A 22,666-nucleotide genomic window follows, 5' to 3' on the forward strand; every position below is an offset into this window, starting at 1 on the left:
TGAAAGCGTTTAGCAGTACAACCATGAAAAAAAACATCAATTATACAGGAGGTATAAAAATGGTAGGAATTATCCTAGCAAGTCACGGTGAATTTGCTGAAGGGATCTTGCAATCTGGTGCAATGATCTTTGGCGAACAAGAAAATGTAAAAGCAGTTACGTTAATGCCTAGCGAAGGTCCCGATGATGTAAAAGCAAAAATGCAAGAAGCCATTGCATCGTTTGACAATCAAGACGAAGTACTATTTTTAGTTGACCTATGGGGGGGAACACCATTTAACCAAGCGAACTCATTGTTAGAAGATCATAAAGACAAATGGGCAATCGTTGCAGGTATGAACTTACCAATGGTTATTGAAGCATATGCTTCTCGTTTCTCTATGGAATCAGCACAAGAAATTGCGACACACATTCTTGAAACAGCAAAAGATGGTGTCAAAGTTAAACCAGAAGAGTTACAACCAGCAGAAGCACCAAAAGCTGCTGCGACAGAAGATGCACAGCCAAAAGGTTCGTTACCACCAGGTACAGTTGTTGGCGATGGCAAAATTAAATTCGTGCTAGCACGTATTGATTCACGTTTATTACATGGTCAAGTAGCAACAGCTTGGACAAAAGCAACACAACCAAACAGAATTATTGTTGTTTCTGATGCCGTTGCAAAAGATGACTTACGTAAGAAATTAATCGAACAAGCAGCTCCTCCAGGAGTAAAAGCCAATGTTATTCCAATCAGTAAAATGATTGAAGTAGCGAAAGATCCACGTTTTGGCAATACAAAAGCATTATTATTATTTGAAAATCCTGAAGACGTCTTAAAAGTGGTTGAAGGCGGCGTAGAAATCCCAGAAGTAAACGTTGGTTCAATGGCTCACTCTGTTGGAAAAGTCGTTGTAAGCAAAGTATTATCAATGGGTCAAGAAGACGTTGATACGTTTGATGAATTAAAAGCCAAAGGCATCAAATTTGATGTGCGTAAAGTGCCAAATGATTCAAAAGCGAATATGGACGAAATTTTGAAAAAAGCAAAAAATGAGTTAGCAAACGCGTAACTCGCCAAATACAAATCAAAATAGGAGGCTTATCATGTCTGTTATATCAATTATTTTAGTTTTACTCGTTGCCTTTCTAGCTGGTATGGAAGGGATTTTGGATGAGTTCCAATTCCACCAACCGTTAGTAGCATGTACATTAATCGGATTAGTTACTGGTAATTTAGAAGCCGGAATTGTTTTAGGTGGTACTTTACAAATGATCGCGTTAGGTTGGGCGAACATCGGGGCTGCCGTTGCACCAGATGCCGCTTTAGCATCTGTTGCCTCAGCAATTATTTTAGTTTTAGGTGGCCAAGGTGTTAAAGGTGTTCCTTCAGCGATTGCTATCGCAGTTCCTTTAGCGGTTGCAGGTTTGTTCTTAACAATGATCGTTCGGACAGTTGCGGTGCCAATCGTTCACATGATGGACGCGGCTGCTGAAAAAGGCAACATTAAACAAGTTGAAATGTTACACATTTTCGCTGTATGTTTACAAGGTATTCGTATTGCGATTCCAGCAGGTGCGTTACTATTCATTCCTGCTGACACTGTTCGTAATTTCTTAGAATCAATGCCAGCTTGGTTAACTGATGGTATGGCTATCGGTGGTGGTATGGTCGTTGCCGTAGGTTATGCATTAGTAATCAACATGATGGCAACAAAAGAAGTATGGCCATTCTTCATTATCGGTTTCGTAGTCGCAGCGATTTCTCAATTAACATTAATCGCATTAGGTGCTTTAGGTGTCGCTTTAGCTCTTATTTACTTGAACTTATCTAAAATGGGCGGTTCTTCTAACTCAAATGGCGGAGGCAACTCTGGCGACCCATTAGGCGATATTTTAAACGACTACTAATTCTGAAGGAGGAGCAAAGAAAATGGCAGAAAAAATTCAATTAACTAAAAAAGATCGTTTAGCTGTAGCTTGGCGTTCAACATTTATCCAAGGTTCTTGGAACTATGAACGTATGCAAAACGGCGGCTGGGCATTCTCAATGATTCCAGCAATCAAAAAATTATATAAAACGAAAGAAGAACGTTCAGCGGCGTTAAAACGTCACTTAGAATTCTTTAATACACACCCATACATTGCCTCACCAATTCTTGGTGTAACATTAGCTTTGGAAGAAGAACGTGCCAATGGCGCACCAGTTGATGACGTAGCGATTCAAGGGGTTAAAGTTGGGATGATGGGTCCTTTAGCCGGTGTCGGTGACCCAGTTTTCTGGTTTACTGTTCGTCCAATGTTAGGCGCTTTAGGTGCTTCCTTAGCAATGGGTGGTAACATCTTAGGCCCAATCTTATTCTTCGTTGCTTGGAACTTAATTCGTTGGTCATTCATGTGGTATACACAAGAGTTTGGTTACAAAGCAGGTTCTAAAATTACTGATGACCTTTCAGGTGGTTTACTACAAGATATTACAAAAGGTGCTTCTATTTTAGGGATGTTCGTACTGGCCGCATTGGTTCAACGTTGGGTATCGATTAAGTTCTTACCAATTGTCTCACAAGTTAAGTTAGACAAAGGTGCTTATATCGAGTGGGATAAACTTCCTGCTGGCGGTGAAGGAATGCATAAAGCCTTTGAACAAGTGAACCAAGGCTTGGCGCTTTCACCAACGAAAGTTACTACTTTACAAGATAACTTAGATCAATTGATTCCAGGTCTAGCACCATTACTACTTACATTCTTATGTATGTGGTTATTGAAGAAAAAAGTTAGCCCAATCGTTATCATTCTTGGTTTATTCGTAGTCGGCGTAGTCGGCCACTTAATCGGCTTATTATAAGAATGACGAGGTAAGTTTATTACTTCTAATCAAAAAAAGCGGAAGAGAAGTCGAGAAACTTTTCTTCCGCTTTTTTAAACAAAGATGTAATTTTGTTTGTTTCGATCAGGAAAGAAACGTATAATAAAGAGGAATTAGTCGAATGAAATGGAGCAGATAACATGGTACAATCATTAAACACAAAAGTTGATTTAGTTATAGATGCGACGGCATTTACAGGATTAACAGATTATGGACAAATTATGATAGGTGACCGCGGGTTTGAATTTTACCATGCCAAAGATCCACGTAAGTTTATCCAAATTCCGTGGGAAGAAGTCGATTACGTGTTGGCTTCAGTAATGTTCAAAGGAAAATGGATTCCTCGTTATGCGATTCAAACCAAGAAAAATGGGACGTATACGTTTGCTTCAAAAGAGCCGAAGCGAGTGTTACGAGCTATTCGTGAATATGTTGACCCAGATCATATGGTCCAATCTTTGAGTTTCTTTGATGTCATAAAAAGAGGGATTCTCTCGATTGGGAAAAAGAAAAAATAATTTATAACTGTTACTTTTTTATAAACTAGATGAAAAAGTAGCGGTTTTTTTGTGGGAAAACGAGGGACTTATTTATACAAAAAAGGCACAATTTTGCACCAAAAAAGAGACAATCAAGTGATACGTTGTTTTTAATGGAGTTATCATTGAAATGGTTTTCAGAAAGCACGATGAAAATATTTGACACCTTGTAAAATAGTAGTAACATAATAAGTGTAATAAATTATTTTATAGAGGAGTGAGTGTCATGGAACAACGACAACATCATGGAATGGACTGGGGTTCATTAGTATTAGGAATTCTATTTGTTCTGACTGCATTAATTTCTTTCCAAAATCCTGCCGGTAATTTAATTGCCATTGTGATGGTTTTTGCGATTTTTGCTATTATTAAAGGGATTTTCGAAATTTTTGTACGTAATCGTATGAAAGAATTGCTAGGCTACAAAGCTTATGCACCAATCATCTTAGGGATTATTGATATCCTAATTGGTGTTTACTTATTGTTTAACTTAAATATTGGTGTCGCTGTGTTACCATTTGTTTTTGCAATTTGGTTTTTATTCGACTCAATTTTCGGCTTATTTACTTTAGATTTTGCTAAACGAGTAAGCACAGGTTACTTCTGGTTCACATTAATTGTTGACGTTTTAGGGATTATCTTAGGTGTAATGTTATTATTTAATCCATTGTCTTCAGCATTAACTCTAAGCTTCTTAGTTGGCTTCTACTTTATGATGTTTGGTATTAGCAATATTGTATATGCTTTTAGATAAAAGAAGTAAAAAAAACAGGTTTTCCGAAAAGGAAAACCTGTTTTTTTTTAATAACGACGGCGGCAGTTGCCATTATTTCCCGAAATTGTTCGAACAAGCCACACGATAATCGCTACGGGAACTAAAATTTTTACTGCTAGCCACAATAAGCTTCCCACGATACCGACAACGGCACTAAAGAGTGAACCGACAACTAAAAATAAAAGGACCACTAAAAGAATATTTATAAACATTGGTCGTTGATTATTCATACGTACTACCTCCAAATTTTTCCTGTTTTCTATATACAGAGTATAGCAAGAACACGCAACAAGTACCTCCATCGGAAGGCTGATTTTTTTCTCTGGCGAATGATGGAGCCGCTGTTGGTTATTTTGGACTTTCTTATTGAAATAATCAGAATATTCTGGTGTATAATTATAAAAAAGGATTTAAAGTGAGGGATTGGATGTCGACTGAGGGATTAATCGCTTTGTTAGAAAAGAAACGAAATCATTTAAGTAAAATTGAAAATCAAGTACTGGATTATATTTTGACGCATATGACGGAAATTAGTTCACAAACCATTTATGAGGTGGCGCAGGCGTTGTTTGTCTCAACAGCCACTATTTCTCGGACAGCAAAACACTTAGGTTATCGAGGCTTCCAAGAATTAAAATACGCGATCGTCCAATCGGTGCAGAGCGAGAGCACAGAAAGCGATAGTCGTAGTTTTCAAGCCATTACACAACAGTTGATCGCCAATGTGCAAGACAGTTTTCAACAAATGGATGAAGCCAAAGTCGCGGAAATGCTTAAAATGATTGAGCGTGCGAATACGATTGAAGTGTTCGGTGTTGGTGGCAGTTTTCCTATTTGTACTGATTTTGCACGAAAGCTAACATTTTTAGGAAAAAAAGCCTATGCACGATCTGATTGGGATGAACAAGCGGTAGCAGTTAAGAATCTGGATGGACAGGATTTAGCCATTTTTGTCAGTTATACAGGAGAAACTAAGGGGATTTTAGCGTATGCACGTGTAGCGCAGGAACAGCAAGTGCCGATGATTAGTTTGATTTCGACTAAAGGAAGCACCTTGGAAAAATTGTCGACGACGACGTTATTTGCCAAAGGGACGACACGTTATCATCAGCGCGTAGATTTAAGTTCAAGAATTGCTGTCATTTGTTTGTTCGATACGGTTTTATTAATGTATGCAGAGGCAAAGCAGCCGCGGTAATTTTATGCAACACCATACTAAATGATGTAAGGGGATACAGAAAGAGTGTAGCCTCTTTTTTCTTTGTTTTGGGCTAGTTATAATGAGGGCAATGAATGTAAACGCAATCATTTTTAGTTTTGTAAAGAATGAATGGAGGAGTTAAGAAATGGCAGTAAAGAAAAAGAAAGCGACTTTCTGGGAGTTTTTCCAAGGATTAGGTAAAACGTTTATGTTGCCAGTGGCTTTATTAGCTTTTATGGGGATTTTGTTGGGATTAGGAAGTTCTTTTTCCAGTGAATCCATGATTGAAACGATCCCGTTTTTAGGAAAGCCCGCAGTAAAAATTATTTTCCAATTTATGTCGACAATTGGTGGTTTTGCGTTTGCCTATTTACCTGTCATGTTTGCAATGGCCATTCCGTTGGGGTTAGTTCGGAAAGAAAAAGGAATTGCTGCGTTTTCAGGTTTCGTAGGCTATACGGTGATGAATTTAGCGATTAATTTCTATTTAGTGCAGACGAATCGTCTCGTGGATCCTGAACAGTTGCGGGAAGCCGGCCAAGGAATGGTTTTTGGGATTCAAACGATTGAAATGGGCGTTCTTGGTGGAATTATCGCTGGGCTTATTGTATATAAGTTGCATAATCGATTTTATACGGTGCAACTACCAGATAGTTTTGCCTTCTTTTCTGGCGCACGGTTTGTACCAATTATTACTTCATTAGTGATGGCATTCGTGGGCTTAGTAATTCCGTTAGTTTGGCCACTTTTCGCGCTAATGATTATGACGATTGGCCAACTTATCCAACGTTCTGGTATTTTTGGGCCTTTTCTGTTTGGTTCAGGGGAACGTCTACTGTTACCGTTTGGGTTGCATCATATTTTGGTTTCCATGATTCGTTTTACTGAAGCAGGGGGTTCAGCGGTGGTGGCTGGCAAAGAAGTGTTTGGTGCGTTAAATATTTTCTATGCAGAATTGCAAAATAATTTACCGATTTCACCAAGCGCAACAGCTTTCTTGTCACAAGGGAAAATGCCGACCTTTATTTTTGGCCTACCAGCGGCGGCGCTTGCGATGTATCATACTGCAGCTCCGGCGAATCGACATAAGATTAAAGGCTTACTCCTTTCAGGTGTGATTGCAACGGCTATCACTGGCATTACAGAACCAATTGAATTTTTATTTTTATTTATTAGTCCATTATTATGGCTGTTTCATGTCATTATGACTGGTCTAGGTTTCATGGTAATGGCTTTATTGGGTGTTGTGATTGGGAACACTGATGGCGGGCTACTGGACTTTGTTATTTTTGGCTTGTTACAAGGAACTTATACAAAATGGTGGTGGGTTCTCATTGTCGGCGCTATCTGGTTTGTTGTTTATTATTTCGTCTTTAAAACAGTCATTGTAACCTTTGATTTAAAAACACCTGGACGAGACAAGGTCTTAGATGAGACTGAATATACCGATCAAGAAGTTCAATATAAGAAAACGGGTGGCTATGATGCGCCTGGGATTTTAGCGGCTTTGGGTGGGCAAGAGAATATTCAAGCTATTGATAATTGCATTACGCGTTTACGTTTAGTGTTAGCAGATGCTAATAAAGTAGATGATGACAAATTAAAGCAATTAGGGGCTTTAGGCGTCGTGCATTTAGATGCGCAGAATGTGCAAGTGATTATCGGAACCAAAGTGACAACGGTCCGTAATCAATTAGAGATGATTTTAGGTTAGAAAAAAGACAGAAGGTGAAGAGTGTGTCGTTTGATAAAGCAATTGATCGACGAGGAACGTATTGTACACAGTGGGATTTTGTAGAAGACCGATTTGGGGAAGCGTACTTGCTTCCCTTCACTATTTCCGATACGGATTTTGCTGTGCCAGAGGCAGTTCTGGCAACATTACAGGAGCGTTTGAAACATCCAGTATTTGGCTATACGAGGTGGAACCATCCGCAATTAAAAGAAGCAATTCAAACGTGGTACCAGACAAGATTCCAGACGAAGATTGAAGAACACTGGATTATGTATACTCCGACCGTTATCTATGGTATTTCTGCTTTGATTCAATTATTGACTAACGAAGGGGAGGGCATTATTTTACAAACACCTGCATATGATGCATTTTTTAAAGTTATTCAGGAAAATAAGCGGCAAGTAGTGGCAAATGAATTGCTTTATCAAGAGAAGCGCTACAGCATTGATTTTATTGATTTAGAAAAAAAACTAGCGCAACCAGAAAATCGCTGTTTACTTTTATGTTCTCCGCATAATCCAACAGGACGTGTTTGGGAGCAATGGGAATTAGAGCGAATGGTTTCATTGTGCCAACAGTATGATGTGTTTTTACTTTCTGATGAAATTCATATGGATATCGTTAATAAAGGCCATGTTCATCGACCAATTACGCAATTTGATTATAAAAAATCTGCCATTATTACCAGTGGCACGAAAACCTTTAATTTTCCAGGGCTGATTTTTGCTTACGCCTTAATTCCAGATAACGAATTACGTGACGCTTTTCAGCTCAAATTAAAAAACGCCGATGGTCTATCATCAACAAGTATTTTGGGAATGCTAGCAACCATGACGGCCTATCAAAAATGTGGTACTTGGGTTGACGAGTTGAATGATTATTTAGCGGAGAACCAACGTTACGTGAAAGATTTTTTACAGACATATTTGCCAAAAATTAAAGTGACGGAGCTGGAGGCAACTTACTTAATGTGGTTGGATGTATCAGCGGCAGTTCCAGATGTGGCCCGCTTACAAGAGGCTTTAGTTTCTGTGGGGAAAGTCGCCATTATGGACGGCTCGATTTATGGCGGTAATGGACAGCGATTTTTACGGTTAAATATTGGCTGTTCGCAAGCAAAACTACACGAGGGACTTGAACGGATGCGTCAAGGTTTTGAAGCTGTTTTACAAAAGGATGGCACAGCATCAGCGCTTAGGAATAATTGAGAAAAGATAGCATTCCGAAAATGGTTGCAGTACAATGGAAAAATAGAAACAAATAAAATAACAAAAAGTAACAACTTGTCATTTACTGGGGGAAAAGAAATGAAAACAATTAAAACAAAGCAAGCACCACAAGCAATTGGGCCATATTCACAAGCAAAAATTGTGAATGGTTTATTGATTACTTCTGGTCAGATTCCACTGGATCCTGAAACAGGCAAGGTGGTTGGGACAACGATTAAAGAACAAACCAATCAAGTACTGAAAAATATTCAAGGGATTTTAACAGAAGCTGGTAGTGATTTTGCTCATGTAGTCAAAACGACATGCTATTTACAAAATATGGCGGATTTCACGGCATTCAATGAAGTCTATGCTGAATATTTTAGTGCGGAATATCCTGCACGCACAACGATTGAAATCTCTAAATTACCGATGGATGTGTTGGTGGAGATTGAGATTATCGCAGAAGTAGTGGCGTAAAAATACAGTTAAAAGAGTGAGAAAAAATCGTCTTAGATTTTTTTCTCACTCTTTTTTTCAATAAAACAATACGATTCAGCCAAAATGTCTAGCCGTGCTGGAAAATTTTCAGCAAATAGGCTACCATGGAAGAAAATCGATAAAACGAAAGTTAAATGAATAGAAAAGAGATATGAAAGAGGCTATAAGATGAAAAAAAATATTAGCCAACTAACGCAGTGGTTGAAAGAACACAGTTTATTATTGAAACTAATTTTTCTTGGTTCTGTATTAGTTTTCGTGGCTAACCAAGTGACACATATCGCTCAAGGCATGACCTGGGCGGATATTTTTTCCACGATGGAACAACAAAGTACGGGGCGTTTAATTGGCATGGTCTTGGCAGGACTGTTAGGGGTTATTCCAATGCTCCTTTATGACTATGTAGTCGTTAAGTTATTGGAAAAAGAAGGTAAGCCACCAATGAAACGAATGGATTGGTTAACTTCGGCTTGGGTCACTAATACCATTAATAACTTAGCGGGTTTTGGCGGCGTGGTTGGAGCAACGCTACGGATTAATTTTTACGGAAAAGATGTACCACGAGGCAAGGTTGTAGCAACGGTCTCAAAAGTTGCTCTGTTCTTGATTTCAGGGTTATCTATTTTATCTTTTGTGGCGTTTGTTGATTTATTTTTTATTCGAACCCAAAATGTTTTTCGTGAATATTGGGTTTGGTTATTACTGGGCAGCCTGATTGCGCCAGCGCTCTGGTTTTTCACGTATTTAAAACGGCGAACATTGTTTAAAACATTTTTTCCAAAAGCGGTGCTCCTTTTATTCGGCGCTTCATTAGGTCAATGGCTAGGTGGGATGTTTGCTTTCTTGATGATAGGTCGCTTGATGCAGGTGCCAGTTTCGATGGTTTCTGTTTACCCAATGTTTGTTATCGCTACGTTAATCGGGATGTTAACCATGGTTCCTGGTGGTATGGGAACGTTTGATGTCTTAATGATTTTGGGCTTGTCACAATTAGGGATTGATCGATCACAAGCGGTCGTCTGGTTGTTGTATTATCGTTTGTTCTATTATGTGACGCCTTTTATGACAGGAGTTATTTTGTTCTTGCAACAAGCAGGCATGAAAGTTAATCAATTTTTTGATAATTTACCTCGGTTATTTTCACAAAAAGTGGCGCATTTTATTTTGGTGGCGGCGTTATATTTTGCAGGAATTATGATGGTTCTATTGTCGACTGTGACGAATTTGTCGAATGTCAGTCGTTTATTCCAAGTGTTACTTCCCTTTTCTTTTAATTTTTTAGATCAAACATTGAATTTATTTGTAGGATTCTTGTTATTAGGTTTAGCTCGAGGCATTTCTATGAAAGTGAAAAAAGCTTATTGGCCTACAATTATTTTACTAGGATTTTGTATTGTAAATACGGTGGCACGAACGACTTCGTGGCAGTTGATTGCTGTTTATGCTGTTATTTTATTGGCGGTTATTTTGGCTCGTAAAGAATTTTATCGTGAAAAGTTTGTTTATTCATGGGGCGCTTTAACGGTAGATAGTATTTTGTTTGGCTGCTTGTTTATCGGTTATGCGGTTGCTGGCTATTACGCCGCACGACCAGCTGGTGGCAATCAAGTTATCAATCACTTTTTGTTGTTTCCGTCAGATGATGTTTGGTTTAACGGATTGATTGGATTAAGTATTTCCTTGATTGGTTTATTCTTTTTGTATCAATATTTAGCCGAAACAACTGTTACTTTAGGTGAGGGATTTGAGGAAGCGCGGTTGACACGCTTTTTGGAAAAATTTGGTGGCAACGAAGGCAGTCAATTTTTATATTTAAAGGATTATGGTCATTTTTACTACCAAGAAGAAGGCGAAGATCAAGTACTTTTTGGGTTTCAAATGAAGTTTAATAAATGCTTTGTCTTGGCGGATCCGATTGGGCAACGAGAGAAATGGACAGCGGCGACACTGGCGTTTATGGATCAAGCTGATTTGTTAGGTTATCAATTAGTTTTTTATCGTATTTCGGAAGAATATGTTATGAATCTTCACGATTGCGGCTTTGAATTTATGAAAGTTGGGGAAGAAGGCTTGATTCAATTTGATGAGCCGTCAACAGTGAATCAAACAGCCTGGACGGAAACAGTGACTGAAAAAATAGCAGCAGAAGCAGCGGATTTTCAGTTTGAATTTTATCCCGAAACGATTAGTGAGGCCTTATATCAAGAGTTAGAACGAGTTTCTGCGGACTGGTCACGGAATCAAAAAGAGCGCTACTTTATTGGTGGACGGTTGGATCCTGAGTACTTGAAATGCAGTAGCGTGGGCTTGGTGAGACAGAAACAAACGGTCATCGGTTTTATTACGGGAAAAGAAATGGAAAAAGGCAAAAGTATTTCGTATGATTTGTTACGTATTCGTTCAGAAGCACCTGCTTTTACTAGAGAATATTTGTTCACTCATTTTATTGAAACCTATCAACAGCAGGGCTATCAATTAATTGATATTGGGATGGCGCCGTTGGCTAACGTAGGGGAGAGCAAGTACTCTTTCTTAAAAGAACGCTTTGTTAATATTTTTTACAAGTATAGTTATCAAATTTATGCGTTTCAAGATACACGCAAGCGCAAAGAACAATATGTCACTAGTTGGCAACCACGTTATTTTGCTTATCCTAAGCGGACCAGTGTACTCTTTGCTTTTGTGCAACTTTCCTTGTTGATTACGAAAGGAAGACATCAAAGTGTTTCGCTTGTGGAAGAAGCAATGACTGAAATTTAAAAAAATCACGCGATGACTTAGCCATCGCGTGATTTTTTATTTGTCTTCTTTTTTACGGTTTCGTCTAGCAGGAATCAAGGTTACGTAGGCAACGAAACCACCAGTACATAGAACGAATAACACGATGCCAGGAATCAATCCTTCTGGTAAATAAGAGAACTGAATAGTATGGGTTCCAGCGCTGACAGGAACGCTTAGAAAGGCATCTTTAAAGGCTTTTGGGGTAACTTTTTTGCCGTCAATTTTGACACGCCAACCTTTGTCATAAGGAATTGTAGTGACGAGTACTTGATCGTTGTCGGCGGTAAAAGTACCTGAAGCAGAGCGTTTGCCAGTGGTTAAATCAACGCCTTTTTCTTGTACGGCGGAAATGGCTTTTTCAAATGCATTGGTATTTAAGCCAACCACTTGCGGCTGAACAAAACTTACTGCTTTGGTTCCATAAAAACTTACTTTGAAGTTAACAGTTGTATCTTTGGGATAGTAACCTAAATTATAATATTGGCCAGTAATGCCAATTTGTGATTGCTGACTTGAGCCGTTCACGGTGACCGTCGCAGTGGAACTTTCCAATTGAGCAAAATCCGTTGGGAATAAACTCAAATAAGCTTGCGTATTGGCGGGCACATTGACTGTATAAGAAATCTCTTTGGCTACGTTATGTTGTTTCTCCGTAAAAGTTACGCCAGCTGTATTTTGCGTAATTGTCACGTTATTTTGAAGCGTCATCGTTGGTTGATAAAAGGTAAAATACCGTTCATTGGTATTGGCTAAAGCATTTAGTAAATTTGTTTGACTACCTAAATTATCATTGAGAGGTTGCCGGACATTGTAAATCTCTTTGTCTGCTAAAAATCCTAACGGCAAAGCATTTTCGTTACGATAAAGCTGATATTTACCAGCAGCTGCTTGTCGCTCAAAGCCGAATTTCATTGGATTGTTTTCAGCAATATTGTATTTAATGCCCATCAAAGCATCCATTAACAAGGTATTATTTTGGTAACGAATATTTAAATTCGTGCCTCGCGAGCGGAAACCTAAGGCGTTTAGGTATGTTGAAGAATGTCGGTTCCGCACGGAAGAAAACATGCTAATGCCACTGTAGCCATAGTTAATGCCGTCATTGGCCGAAACACCATTTAAATTTTCCAAGCGGTAAAAGGTATCATTTTCTTTTTTTGTTTGATCGACTAGATTTTTTAAGTCAGGATAAGGTTCAGAATACAAGCTGCGTGATGCGTAGTTCCAATCATCTAAAATACCAGTGACCATCGCCCGTGTATTAATGATTGCTTCACCAGAAACGAGCAGCAATAGTAAAATCACTAAGTATTGCATAGGCGCTTTTTTCAATTGATAAAAAGCAATCCCGAAAAAGTATAATAGTAAAAAAGTTGCCGTTAATACGAAAGAGGTTAAAGTCACATACGTATAACTAGTAGCACCTTTTGTGCCCATTGCAAGAGCAAAAATTGCTAAAAGAATCAAAATCAAGCCGCTTAAGACGCCGAGATCATCCTTTTCAAATTTTTCCCAACCATAACCAGCAAGCAAAATAACTAGGAATGAAAAGAGGAAACTATAGCGGAAAAGAAACATGTTCGGCGCATGCATACCGTGCCAGAATAAATTTAAGGGCGTGATGTAAAAGCTAGCAATCAATAGGACAAACAAACTGCCAAAAAGTAGTTTGTTTTTCAATGGAACTTCTTTCGTAACGAAATAAAAGAGACAAAAAATCAAAGGCAACAACCCAATGTAAATAAAAGGAATGGACCCATATTTGGTTGTATCGTAAACGCCAATCATATTTTTCATAATAATATCTAAAAAGGCAGTCGCTTCTGTTTTAAAGGTTGTAATTTCAGAAAGAGTTTCACCATTGGTTCGTAAATCTAAGACAGCAGGTAAGACCATAATCATAGATGCTCCACCAGCTAAAAGAGAAGTAGTAAAATACGCAACGATTCGAGATTTATATCGTTGCCAGTCTGTAAACGTTCGTGCAAAATAGTACAGGAAGGAAAACAACCCAATCATAAAGCCAAAATAATAATTTGTAATGAAAAGCAAGAAATAACTGACAAACAATAATGTCGGTTTTCGTTGGTCCATTAAACGATGAATTCCTAAAATTACGAGTGGCAGATAAATAAAGGCATCCAGCCACATAATTAATTCTGAATGGGCCACAATGAAGGACATTAGCGCATAAGACACACTTAAAGTCACATGGGACCATTTAGGAATCTTAAAGGTTTGTTTTGCCAAGAACCAAAAACTCAAGCCAGCACTCCCAATTTTCAACAACGTTAGGAAATAGAGCGCATCAGGCATGTTTTGATTGTTAAAGAAAAAGACGAGCGGCGTAAATAAGCCACCAAGATAATAGGAAATTAAGGACAAGTAGTTTAGTCCCAAAGAAGCATTCCACGTATAGAAAAGACTTTGTTTTCCATGAAGAACATTGTTAAAGCTTGCGTGAAAATTTGAAAATTGAGAAAAGGCATCGCTGGCTAAAACACTGCGACTACTTCCTGGATAAATCCCAATACTCAAATAGATAATTGCCATAATTAAAAATGGAATGAAGAAACTGGCTAACATATAAGGCCAGTTGTTTTTTAAAAACTGCCTACTTTTATTTTTCATAAATAACCTCACCTGATTTTTCGAAAGTACCTATAGTTTATCATACTCTTTATTTGATGTACCAATAGAAGAAAAACTTTAAAATTTTATTAGGATCCTAAGGATGGAGTGAAGAAGAATTAGGAGTAAGGGATTGACATTCAAATGCTAAATCACCAGCTATGTTTAGAAAAGAGCGTAGGGGCGAATAAACAAATTACTGAAGGATTTACTATTGAATGGGGTGTTATTGTGTATCAATTCATTTCATTCGCATTTCCAGTATCACATGTTTTTAAAGTAGGTCAAGTTTTGTGGTTATAAATTAAGTTGAAATGAAGCAATTGTCCTACACCCAAGATAGCTTCTAGCGAGGGATTAAAAGACTCTCAAACGGTTATATGAAGTCGATTTTCCAATCACCACATCAAACAACGAATATTCTCCGAAAAATTGCTGAAAACACCCTGTGGATAACTTTGTGCATAACTCTGTTGAAAACCACAAAAAAGCTTTTTATCTCGGTTTATCCACAAGGATAAGTTTTCGAGTTGCTAAAAAAATAGACGCAAGTTCAGAAGGCCTGCTTGCTAAAAGTAAAGGAGCCCCTAAAGTTGAAAGAAGATGAAAACGTTATTAAAACAACGTTTTCATCTTCTTTTTTCTAGAATTTACAAAGATTTAATGTCGAACAAATATGCACTGTGGAAAAGTTTTTTGGAAAAAATAAGAAATTTCATCCACAAAGTTTTCTGTGGAGAATTTAAAAATGCTTGTCAAGCTTTTTTTGAAAAAATGTGGATAACTTTTTAAAGACAAGCTTTTTTCCATTTGCGAATTTGCGTTCGGAAACTAGTAAAAGGGGCAACGCTATTAATGTGAATCCATTTCCAAAGAGGCCATTGTGCTTTGGTAGTCGCCCAAGCCCGTTGTTGAGGTAAAAATAATTCGTCTTCGGAAAGCGAGTCAATCCAATGAAGTAATTTTTCTAAGGTGTCTTGCAACACAATCAGCTGACTTTCTAAACTCATTTGTCCATAGGTTTGATAAAATGATTGATAGAGAGCGCCCAGTTGATTCCATTTATAACCTTCAGCTGGCGTTTGAACGGTCAGACCACGTTGTTCTTGTTCTTCCCAAGAAAGCAGCAAGTTGAGCCAACCTAATTGATAGGCTAAGTTCTCTGAAGGTGTTTTAGCTACTGTTTCAATTCGGTGATCTTTAAGTGTTTCAGGAATTTCTGCAAATTCAGCTAAATATTTTTGTGAAGCTATTTGAATGGCTTCAATCAAGGCTTCTTTTGATTCATAGGTTCGCATTCTTCGGCTAACGTCCTTTCTTGGTAGGATCTGCTTGTTTTTCATGAGTAATTTGAGTGACTAAACCAAAAGGATCTTTCACAATCGCATAAAACGTTGCAAATTCATTTTCAATTGGTTCTTGGATAATACAGGATTCGGGATGGCGCGTGAGTTTTTCAAAAATTGTTTTGGCAGAGTGACGGCTCTCGACGGTTAAGCTGAGGGTCAATTGTTCTGTGGGCGTGGTATTCATTCCTGCAAACAAAGGATTATCAGCTAGTTGTAATTGAAAAGTGTCCATTTGTAAAATCGAGTGAGAAAGCCAGTGTTCTTCGCCAGCGGGAATGGTCAAAGAAGGATTTAAACGCTCTTTAAATTCTTGATTAGTAATTTTAAAAAGAATATCACCAGCAAAGGCTTCTTGGTAAAACGTCAAGGCTTCCGTTGCTCGTCCGTTTAAGACCATAAAAAGGGCAAATTGTGTGTTTTTCATTGTTTGAACCTCCTAAGATTGATAAGATAAGCATAACAACAAAAGGTGTCAAAAAGTGACACCGATGGAGGGGAAAATGAAAAAATCAGAACGTTTAAATCAGGAACTTTTTTTCTTGAGAACCCATCCTCAGTTTAATTTAAATCAGTTAATGAAAACTTTTGGGATTTCTAAAAGCACAGCTTTGCGGGATATTGAAGCTTTGGAAAATTTAGGCGTGCCGCTATATGTGGAGAATGGTCGTTATGGTGGCTATCGAGTTTTAAACAAACCGTTGTTGCCGCCGATTTATTTTAACGAAAATGAAGTGTTAGCGATCTTTTTTTCGTTACAATTACTGAAATTAGTCGCAGAGTCACCGTTTGGTCATTCCTATCAGCAAATTCAGCAAAAATTATTGCATTCTTTAGATGAACCAACCCAATTTAAAATCAGTCAAATGAGTAAGGTTGTCTATTACGAAGGAATTGAACAAGTAGAAGCACCAGGCAATTTAGAGCAGCTGTTTCATTGTATTTTGGCGCAACAAGTAATTCAGTTTAACTATACCAGATATGAAGCAACAACGAAAAAAATCTTACCAACCCGGTTAACTATTTTAGAAGGGTATTGGTATTGTTCAGGCTATGATGTGACTAAAAAGGCCTGGCGTACTTACCGCTGTGATTTTATGGAGGCTATTCAGCAGTTAAACCAAACACTGGATTTTACGACTGAAGAACTGAAAGAATCGTATCGCCATCAACAAACGACGGCACGTACGATTCCATTTAAAGCAATCATTACAGAAAAAGGCAAAGAATTTTTTTATAAACATCGCTTTGACAATATTCAGTTGGAAGAAACGCCCACGCAGTGTTTTTTAGTTGGACAGATTCATCCAACAGAAACACAATTTTTAGCCAACTATTTTATGGGCTTTGGTGAAGAAGTGACAATTTTAGAGCCAGTCCAAGTGAAACAAGCATATGTAGAAAGTATAATGAGGATTCAAAAAAAATATCAAGAATAGATTGTGGAACTGTGAACAATCTCATGTGTAAAAATGCACATTGGAGAGGAGAAAGAAAAACCCTTGATTTTTAAATCAAGGGTTTTTCTTTCTAAGAACGTGCTTGCCCATTTCCATAAATAACATATTTTGTCGAAGTAAGCTCTGCTAAGCCCATAGGTCCACGGGCATGTAATTTTTGCGTACTAATGCCGATTTCGGCGCCAAATCCAAATTCAAAACCGTCCGTGAAACGAGTTGAAGCATTCGCATAAACAGCGGCTGCATCCACTTGTTGTAAAAATTGTTGTGTGGCAAAGTAATTATCACTAATAATACTTTCAGAATGTTTTGTATTGTAGCGATTAATATGCTGGATGGCTTCGTCTAAAGAATCAACGACTTTCACTGCTAAGATAAAGTCGAGAAATTCCGTTTCCCAATCTTGTTCAGTCGCTGGAATGGCTTCTTCAAAAATTGCTAACGCACGTTCATCTGCCCGAAGTTCCACGTGAAACTCCTTCAAGGCTTTTTCAATTGTTGGTAAAAAGGCTTCAGCCACTTTTTGATGAATTAATAACGTTTCGGCGGCGTTACAGACAGAAGGACGTTGACATTTAGCATTGACAATAATTTCAGTTGCCATTGTTAACTGGGCGTCTTTGTCCACGTAAATATGACAATTGCCTGTGCCTGTTTCAATAACAGGAACAGTGGCTGTTGTCAAAACAGTTTTGATTAAGTTGGCGCCGCCACGCGGAATGAGGACATCCAAGTAGTCATTTAAGCGCATAAGTTGTTGGGCTGTTTCTCTAGAAGTATCATCAACAAATTGAATGAGATGGGGAGAAACGGCTTCTTGTATTAGCGCTTCTTGTAAAATTGTCACCAATATCTGATTGGAGTGAAACGCTTCTTTTCCGCCTCGAAGAATAACAGCATTTCCTGATTTGAAACAAAGGCTAGCGGCATCTGTTGTCACGTTTGGCCGCGATTCATAAATGATTCCAATAACACCTAAAGGCACGCGTTGTTGCCCAATTAACAGCCCCGCTTCATTGCGCCACATTTTATCTACTTCCCCAATTGGATCTGGTAAAGTAGCGACTTGGCGTATGCCCTCAGCCATCGCTGTGATCCGTTCTTCTGTTAAACGTAAGCGGTCTTGCATTGTTTCAGAAATTCCGTGGGTAGCGGCTTGCTCTAAATCTAATGCGTTTGCTTGTAAAATGCGGGGTGCATTGGCTTCAATGGCTGCGGCCATTTTGTTTAACAATGAATTTTTTTGACGAGTATCCATCAAGCCTAGCGTATAAGAGGCTTCTTTAGCTTGTTGCCCTAGTTGCTTTAAATCAGTCACTTTCATGCCCTCCTTTAATAAATAACGTACCGATATCTTTTCCTTCTAAAATTTCAAAGATGATTTTTGGCTGCTTTCCGTTTGCTAAAATCATCGCCTGTTGATTAGCTAACACACGTTCAGCAGCTTTTAATTTACTAGACATCCCACCAGTGCCAAAGCGGCTCCCCTTACCACCGGCTAATTGGAACAAGTCTTCATTAATTTCATTGATTTCAGAAAATAACGTGGCTTCTTTGTTGACAGTAGGGTTGTCTGAAAAGAAACCATCAATATCTGATAACATAACTAACAAGTCAGCTTGAACAATTTGGCAGACAATGGCAGACAATTGATCGTTATCCCCGAACTTGGTTAAGTGATCCAATTCTTCAATTGCGACAGTATCATTTTCATTGACGATAGGAATAATATTCATTTTTAACAGTTGTTCAAAAGTATTGGTAACATTATTGCGACTTTCAGGGTATTCAATAACATCACGTGTTAATAAAACTTGTGCCATTTGTTGGCTATAGGTTGAAAACCGCTGATTATAAATGTTCATTAATTCTGCTTGGCCGACTGCAGCGACTGCCTGTTGTTCTGGAATTGTCGTTGGGCGCACAGATAGATTTAATTTATTCAGTCCGACACCAATTGCGCCAGAAGAAACTAAAATAATTTCTTTGCCTTGGTTGCTTAAATCACTCAAAGTAAAGGCTAATTGATCAATTGCTTTTAAGTTAATATTGCCATTGGGATAAATCAGAGAACTGGTTCCGACTTTGATCACAATTCGTTTGGCCTGTTGGAGTTTGTTTCTCATAAGTGCCTCGTTTCTTTTTACAGTAAAATTTGACACTCATTATAACAAAATCAGCGGCTACTAGAAAGTGCTAAATAATGAATAGTAAAGAAAGTTTAATGAAAGTGTGAACTTTTTGAGGGAATCTTGGGACTTTTTGGGATTTGGTCTGTTTATTTTAAGAGAAGATGATAGACTAAAAGAAGGAAAATAAACAAAAATTCTCCTCTTTTTTGCGTAGTCTAGATTAACTGGGCTTTTAGAAATGAGAAACTTACTAAAAACAACCAGAGTATCAGAGATTATGGTAAAATAGGAGTAGTTTAGACAGTAGGGGAGAATGAATATGAAACAACGTGGTTTTGAGATTATTTCTAAGTATCAAGAAGAGGGCTTGAGTGTCCCACAACGAGCAACAAAAGGTGCCGCGGGGTATGATTTTCAAGCAGCCGAAACGGTCGTTGTACCAAGTCTTTGGAAGTTACAACAAGCTGGAGAAAATCCCAAACCAATTTTAGTTAAAACAGGAATTAAGGCGTATATGCCTGATTCTGAATATTTAGAATTGGTGAGTCGTTCTTCGAACCCGCTAAAACGGTTCCTACTTTTAGCGAATGGTGTCGGAGTCATTGACAGTGATTATTATAATAACGAGAATAACGAAGGACATATCATGTTCCAATTTTTAAACTTTGGATATGAAGATGTTGTCATTGAAAAAGGTGAACGAATTGGCCAAGGGATTTTTAAGCCGTTTTTATTAGCGGATGATGACCAAGTCGATGCAGAAAGAACGGGCGGTTTTGGTTCGTCTGGACAAAAATAAAGCCCATTTTTTCAGTAGGCAACGTTATTCAAACCATTTAATAAATGTTAAAATAAACAACAGATAAGGAGATTCTACATGGCAAAAAAAGCAAAAGTTCAATTTGAATGTCAAAGCTGTGGGTATGTGTCTCCAAAATATCTCGGCCGCTGTCCTAATTGCGGACAATGGAATTCGATGGTGGAAGAGGTTATTCAAGATACTTCTGATCGTCGTGCTAGAGTAAGTTTGACTGGTAAAAAGACACAACCACAACGGCTATCTGAAGTTGTACCTAAAAAAGAGCCGCGTGTAAAAACTGAATTAGTGGAGCTGAATCGGGTTTTAGGTGGTGGCGTTGTTCCAGGTTCGTTAGTTTTAATCGGTGGCGATCCCGGAATTGGTAAGTCAACATTGCTTTTACAAGTATCGCAACAATTAGCAGCCACAGGTGGTACGGTTTTATATGTTTCTGGTGAAGAAAGTGCTGAGCAAATTAAATTGCGAGCGGAGCGTTTAGGCACCGTCAACGAGACATTTTACTTATACGCAGAAACAGATATGCACGAAATATCACGAGCCATTGAAAAATTAGAACCAGACTATGTCATTATTGACTCGATTCAAACAATGACGCAGCCAGATGTTACCAGCGTTGCTGGTAGTGTCAGTCAAGTCCGAGAAACAACTGCCGAATTATTGAAACTGGCAAAAACGAATGGGATTGCCATTTTTATTGTCGGACACGTAACGAAGGAAGGGTCTATCGCAGGGCCACGGATGTTGGAACATATGGTAGACACGGTTCTTTATTTTGAAGGAGATAAGCATCACACCTTTAGAATCTTACGGGCTGTCAAAAATCGGTTTGGCTCAACGAATGAGATTGGTATTTTTGAAATGCAGACACATGGATTGGTTGAAGTTATGAATCCTTCTCAGGTCTTTTTAGAAGAACGTTTAGAAGGAGCCACCGGATCTTCAATTGTGGTAGCAATGGAAGGTTCACGCCCCATTTTGGTGGAAATCCAAGCGTTAGTTACCCCAACGATGTTTGGCAATGCCAAGCGAACGACCACCGGGTTGGACTTTAATCGCGTTTCTTTAATCATGGCGGTTTTAGAAAAACGGGCAGGCCTTTTATTACAAAACCAGGATGCGTATCTAAAAGCGGCTGGTGGAGTCAAAATTAATGAACCAGCTATTGATTTAGCGTTAGCAATCAGTATTGCTTCTAGCTATAAAGAAAAAGGAACCTCATCTTCGGAATGTTTCATTGGTGAGATTGGTTTAACTGGTGAAATTCGCCGCGTGAATAGTATTGAACAAAGAGTGCGTGAAGCGCAAAAACTAGGCTTTACAAAAGTCTATGTCCCTAAAAATAACCTTGGTGGCTGGGAAGCGCCTGAAGGTATTGAAATTATTGGCGTTTCAACAATTGGTGAAACGTTAAGAAAAGTTTTTAAATAATGAAAGTAGAAATAATCCGTTTAGGTTGTTGGTGGCGTATGATTTTTGTACGCCCCACAACACTAGACGTCTTTATTAAATAAACGAGGAGGATGGCTATATGCAAAAACGAATCATCACGTTGCTGATGATCATTGCTGGTGCAAGTTTAGGAATTTCTCTTTTCCCAATGGCTTGGGAAATGGCTAAGCAAGGCAATAACAGTTGGTTAAACAATAACTTTACGAACGGATTAATCGGTGCAATTATTTTCTTTATTTTATCTTTAGGGTTAGCAAAGTATATTGTTTCCGCTGTCAAAAAAATCGAAGCAGCTTTAAATGAAATGAGTTTAACCTATTTATTATTTGGAAGTATTGGTGCCATCATTGGTTTAACAATTGGCGTCATTATCTCCATTCCAATGTACAACTTACAAATTCCTGTCGTGAATAGTTTACTACCAATTCTAGTTATGATTATTCTGGGTTACTTAGGTTTCCGAATGGGAACAACACGGATTGAGGAGTGGAAAAAAGTTTTCACACCTCGCCAAAAGAAAGCAAATACGGAAGACACCGAAGGACAAATGTTGGAACGTAAAGTGGAAGACAACTTCCATAAATACAAAATTTTAGACACCAGTGTCATCATTGATGGCAGAATCTACGATATCGCTAAAACGGGCTTTTTAGAAGGTGTTTTGCTCATCCCTAACTTTGTTTTATATGAATTACAATACATTGCTGATTCTGGAGACAGTTTAAAACGGGTGAGAGGTCGTCGTGGCTTAGATATTTTAAATGCTTTACAAAAAGAAGAAGGTATCTCCGTTGAGATGTATGACGGAGATTTCGAGGATATCTCTGAAGTAGACAGTAAATTAATCAAATTAGCAAAATTATTAGATGGCGTGGTTGTGACCAATGACTACAACTTAAATAAAGTCTCTGAATTTCAAAATGTGCCTGTTTTAAACATTAATGCTTTAGCTAATGCTGTGAAACCAGTGGTGATTCCAGGTGAAACGATGAATGTGATGGTTGTAAAAGCCGGAACAGAGCGTCAACAAGGGGTCGCTTACTTAGATGATGGCACAATGGTTGTGGTTGAAGATGGCCAGCATTACATGAATGAGCAAATCGAAGTGGTCGTTACAAGTGCTTTACAAACCGCAGCTGGGCGTATGATTTTTGCCAAACCGGCGCATGCGGGTCGCGGGATTAATGATCGCAAGGATAACCATCCTAAAAACGATAAAAATTAAGCAAAGTGAGGACTTAGT

The 22,666-nt window shown here is 38.3% G+C and carries 20 protein-coding genes; 14 read left to right on the forward strand and 6 right to left on the reverse strand.

The annotated features are described in order from the left end of the window. Nucleotides 1-59 precede the first annotated feature (59 nt). The 5 genes from IGJ90_RS00090 (at nucleotide 60) to IGJ90_RS00110 (ending at nucleotide 4,138) form a co-directional block, all read left to right on the forward strand. Nucleotides 60-1,052: a mannose/fructose/sorbose PTS transporter subunit IIA gene (locus tag IGJ90_RS00090; protein WP_002356030.1), complete on the forward strand. Its 993-nt coding sequence runs from the start codon at nucleotides 60-62 to the stop codon at nucleotides 1,050-1,052. A gap of 34 nt (nucleotides 1,053-1,086) precedes the next feature. Next, nucleotides 1,087-1,890, forward strand: a complete 804-nt coding sequence (locus IGJ90_RS00095) for a PTS mannose/fructose/sorbose transporter subunit IIC (protein ID WP_002356031.1) — start codon at nucleotides 1,087-1,089, stop codon at nucleotides 1,888-1,890. 22 nt (nucleotides 1,891-1,912) lie between these two features. Further along, nucleotides 1,913-2,824: a PTS system mannose/fructose/sorbose family transporter subunit IID gene (locus IGJ90_RS00100; protein WP_002356032.1), complete on the forward strand. Its 912-nt coding sequence runs from the start codon at nucleotides 1,913-1,915 to the stop codon at nucleotides 2,822-2,824. A 161-nt stretch (nucleotides 2,825-2,985) separates the two neighbouring features. Further along, a complete protein-coding gene (locus IGJ90_RS00105; RefSeq protein WP_002356033.1) occupies nucleotides 2,986-3,363 on the forward strand; it encodes a DUF956 family protein in 378 nt (125 codons plus the stop codon). Nucleotides 3,364-3,610: 247 nt separating this feature from the next. Further along, nucleotides 3,611-4,138: an HdeD family acid-resistance protein gene (locus IGJ90_RS00110; protein WP_002356034.1), complete on the forward strand. Its 528-nt coding sequence runs from the start codon at nucleotides 3,611-3,613 to the stop codon at nucleotides 4,136-4,138. Nucleotides 4,139-4,185: 47 nt separating this feature from the next. Here IGJ90_RS00110 and IGJ90_RS00115 read toward each other — a convergent pair whose 3' ends face one another. Further along, on the reverse strand, nucleotides 4,186-4,389 hold the full coding sequence (locus tag IGJ90_RS00115; RefSeq protein ID WP_002381332.1) for a hypothetical protein: 204 nt from the start codon (nucleotides 4,387-4,389) through the stop codon (nucleotides 4,186-4,188). 197 nt (nucleotides 4,390-4,586) lie between these two features. On the opposite strand from IGJ90_RS00115, the gene IGJ90_RS00120 reads away from it, so the two are divergent. The 5 genes from IGJ90_RS00120 (at nucleotide 4,587) to mprF (ending at nucleotide 11,564) form a co-directional block, all read left to right on the forward strand. Beyond that, nucleotides 4,587-5,357, forward strand: a complete 771-nt coding sequence (locus IGJ90_RS00120) for a MurR/RpiR family transcriptional regulator (protein WP_033593352.1) — start codon at nucleotides 4,587-4,589, stop codon at nucleotides 5,355-5,357. 148 nt (nucleotides 5,358-5,505) lie between these two features. Beyond that, nucleotides 5,506-7,074, forward strand: coding sequence for a maltose/glucose-specific PTS transporter subunit IIBC (malX, locus tag IGJ90_RS00125; protein WP_002367558.1), 1,569 nt, complete (start codon nucleotides 5,506-5,508; stop codon nucleotides 7,072-7,074). A 14-nt stretch (nucleotides 7,075-7,088) separates the two neighbouring features. Beyond that, complete coding sequence (locus IGJ90_RS00130) at nucleotides 7,089-8,303, forward strand: MalY/PatB family protein (protein WP_438767398.1); 1,215 nt, start codon at nucleotides 7,089-7,091, stop codon at nucleotides 8,301-8,303. 99 nt (nucleotides 8,304-8,402) lie between these two features. Beyond that, nucleotides 8,403-8,783, forward strand: a complete 381-nt coding sequence (locus IGJ90_RS00135) for a RidA family protein (protein WP_002356039.1) — start codon at nucleotides 8,403-8,405, stop codon at nucleotides 8,781-8,783. A gap of 189 nt (nucleotides 8,784-8,972) precedes the next feature. Beyond that, the gene (gene mprF, locus IGJ90_RS00140) at nucleotides 8,973-11,564 is read left to right on the forward strand and encodes a bifunctional lysylphosphatidylglycerol flippase/synthetase MprF (protein ID WP_002367562.1); all 2,592 of its coding nucleotides are present in this window, start codon (nucleotides 8,973-8,975) and stop codon (nucleotides 11,562-11,564) included. Nucleotides 11,565-11,600: 36 nt separating this feature from the next. On the opposite strand, the gene IGJ90_RS00145 is transcribed toward mprF, so the two are convergent. From IGJ90_RS00145 to IGJ90_RS00155, 3 genes are all read right to left on the reverse strand, one after another. Continuing rightward, nucleotides 11,601-14,216, reverse strand: a complete 2,616-nt coding sequence (locus IGJ90_RS00145; protein ID WP_002367563.1) for a YfhO family protein — start codon at nucleotides 14,214-14,216, stop codon at nucleotides 11,601-11,603. A gap of 788 nt (nucleotides 14,217-15,004) precedes the next feature. Continuing rightward, nucleotides 15,005-15,514, reverse strand: coding sequence for a ClbS/DfsB family four-helix bundle protein (locus IGJ90_RS00150; RefSeq protein ID WP_104659704.1), 510 nt, complete (start codon nucleotides 15,512-15,514; stop codon nucleotides 15,005-15,007). Between the two features lie 7 nt (nucleotides 15,515-15,521). After that, nucleotides 15,522-15,989, reverse strand: coding sequence for a VOC family protein (locus IGJ90_RS00155; protein ID WP_002367567.1), 468 nt, complete (start codon nucleotides 15,987-15,989; stop codon nucleotides 15,522-15,524). Nucleotides 15,990-16,053: 64 nt separating this feature from the next. Between IGJ90_RS00155 and IGJ90_RS00160 the strand changes: the two genes are divergently transcribed. Then, nucleotides 16,054-17,001 (forward strand): helix-turn-helix transcriptional regulator, encoded by a 948-nt coding sequence (locus IGJ90_RS00160; RefSeq protein ID WP_002385468.1) that lies wholly within the window; start codon nucleotides 16,054-16,056, stop codon nucleotides 16,999-17,001. Nucleotides 17,002-17,092: 91 nt separating this feature from the next. Here IGJ90_RS00160 and IGJ90_RS00165 read toward each other — a convergent pair whose 3' ends face one another. Beyond that, nucleotides 17,093-18,346, reverse strand: a complete 1,254-nt coding sequence (locus tag IGJ90_RS00165) for a glutamate-5-semialdehyde dehydrogenase (protein WP_025186722.1) — start codon at nucleotides 18,344-18,346, stop codon at nucleotides 17,093-17,095. Next, nucleotides 18,333-19,148 (reverse strand): glutamate 5-kinase, encoded by an 816-nt coding sequence (gene proB, locus IGJ90_RS00170; RefSeq protein ID WP_002389550.1) that lies wholly within the window; start codon nucleotides 19,146-19,148, stop codon nucleotides 18,333-18,335. The genes IGJ90_RS00165 and proB overlap by 14 nt, the downstream gene beginning before the upstream one ends. 319 nt (nucleotides 19,149-19,467) lie before the next feature. Between proB and IGJ90_RS00175 the strand changes: the two genes are divergently transcribed. The 3 genes from IGJ90_RS00175 to IGJ90_RS00185 all read left to right on the forward strand — a co-directional run bounded on the left by IGJ90_RS00175 (nucleotide 19,468) and on the right by IGJ90_RS00185 (nucleotide 22,648). After that, nucleotides 19,468-19,953, forward strand: a complete 486-nt coding sequence (locus IGJ90_RS00175) for a dUTP diphosphatase (protein WP_002367569.1) — start codon at nucleotides 19,468-19,470, stop codon at nucleotides 19,951-19,953. Between the two features lie 78 nt (nucleotides 19,954-20,031). Continuing rightward, nucleotides 20,032-21,402 (forward strand): DNA repair protein RadA, encoded by a 1,371-nt coding sequence (gene radA, locus IGJ90_RS00180; protein WP_002356050.1) that lies wholly within the window; start codon nucleotides 20,032-20,034, stop codon nucleotides 21,400-21,402. A gap of 100 nt (nucleotides 21,403-21,502) precedes the next feature. After that, nucleotides 21,503-22,648: a PIN/TRAM domain-containing protein gene (locus IGJ90_RS00185; RefSeq protein WP_002368622.1), complete on the forward strand. Its 1,146-nt coding sequence runs from the start codon at nucleotides 21,503-21,505 to the stop codon at nucleotides 22,646-22,648. Nucleotides 22,649-22,666 lie beyond the last annotated feature (18 nt).

Source organism: Enterococcus sp. AZ129 (assembly GCF_051714505.1).
GTDB lineage: Bacteria > Bacillota > Bacilli > Lactobacillales > Enterococcaceae > Enterococcus > Enterococcus faecalis.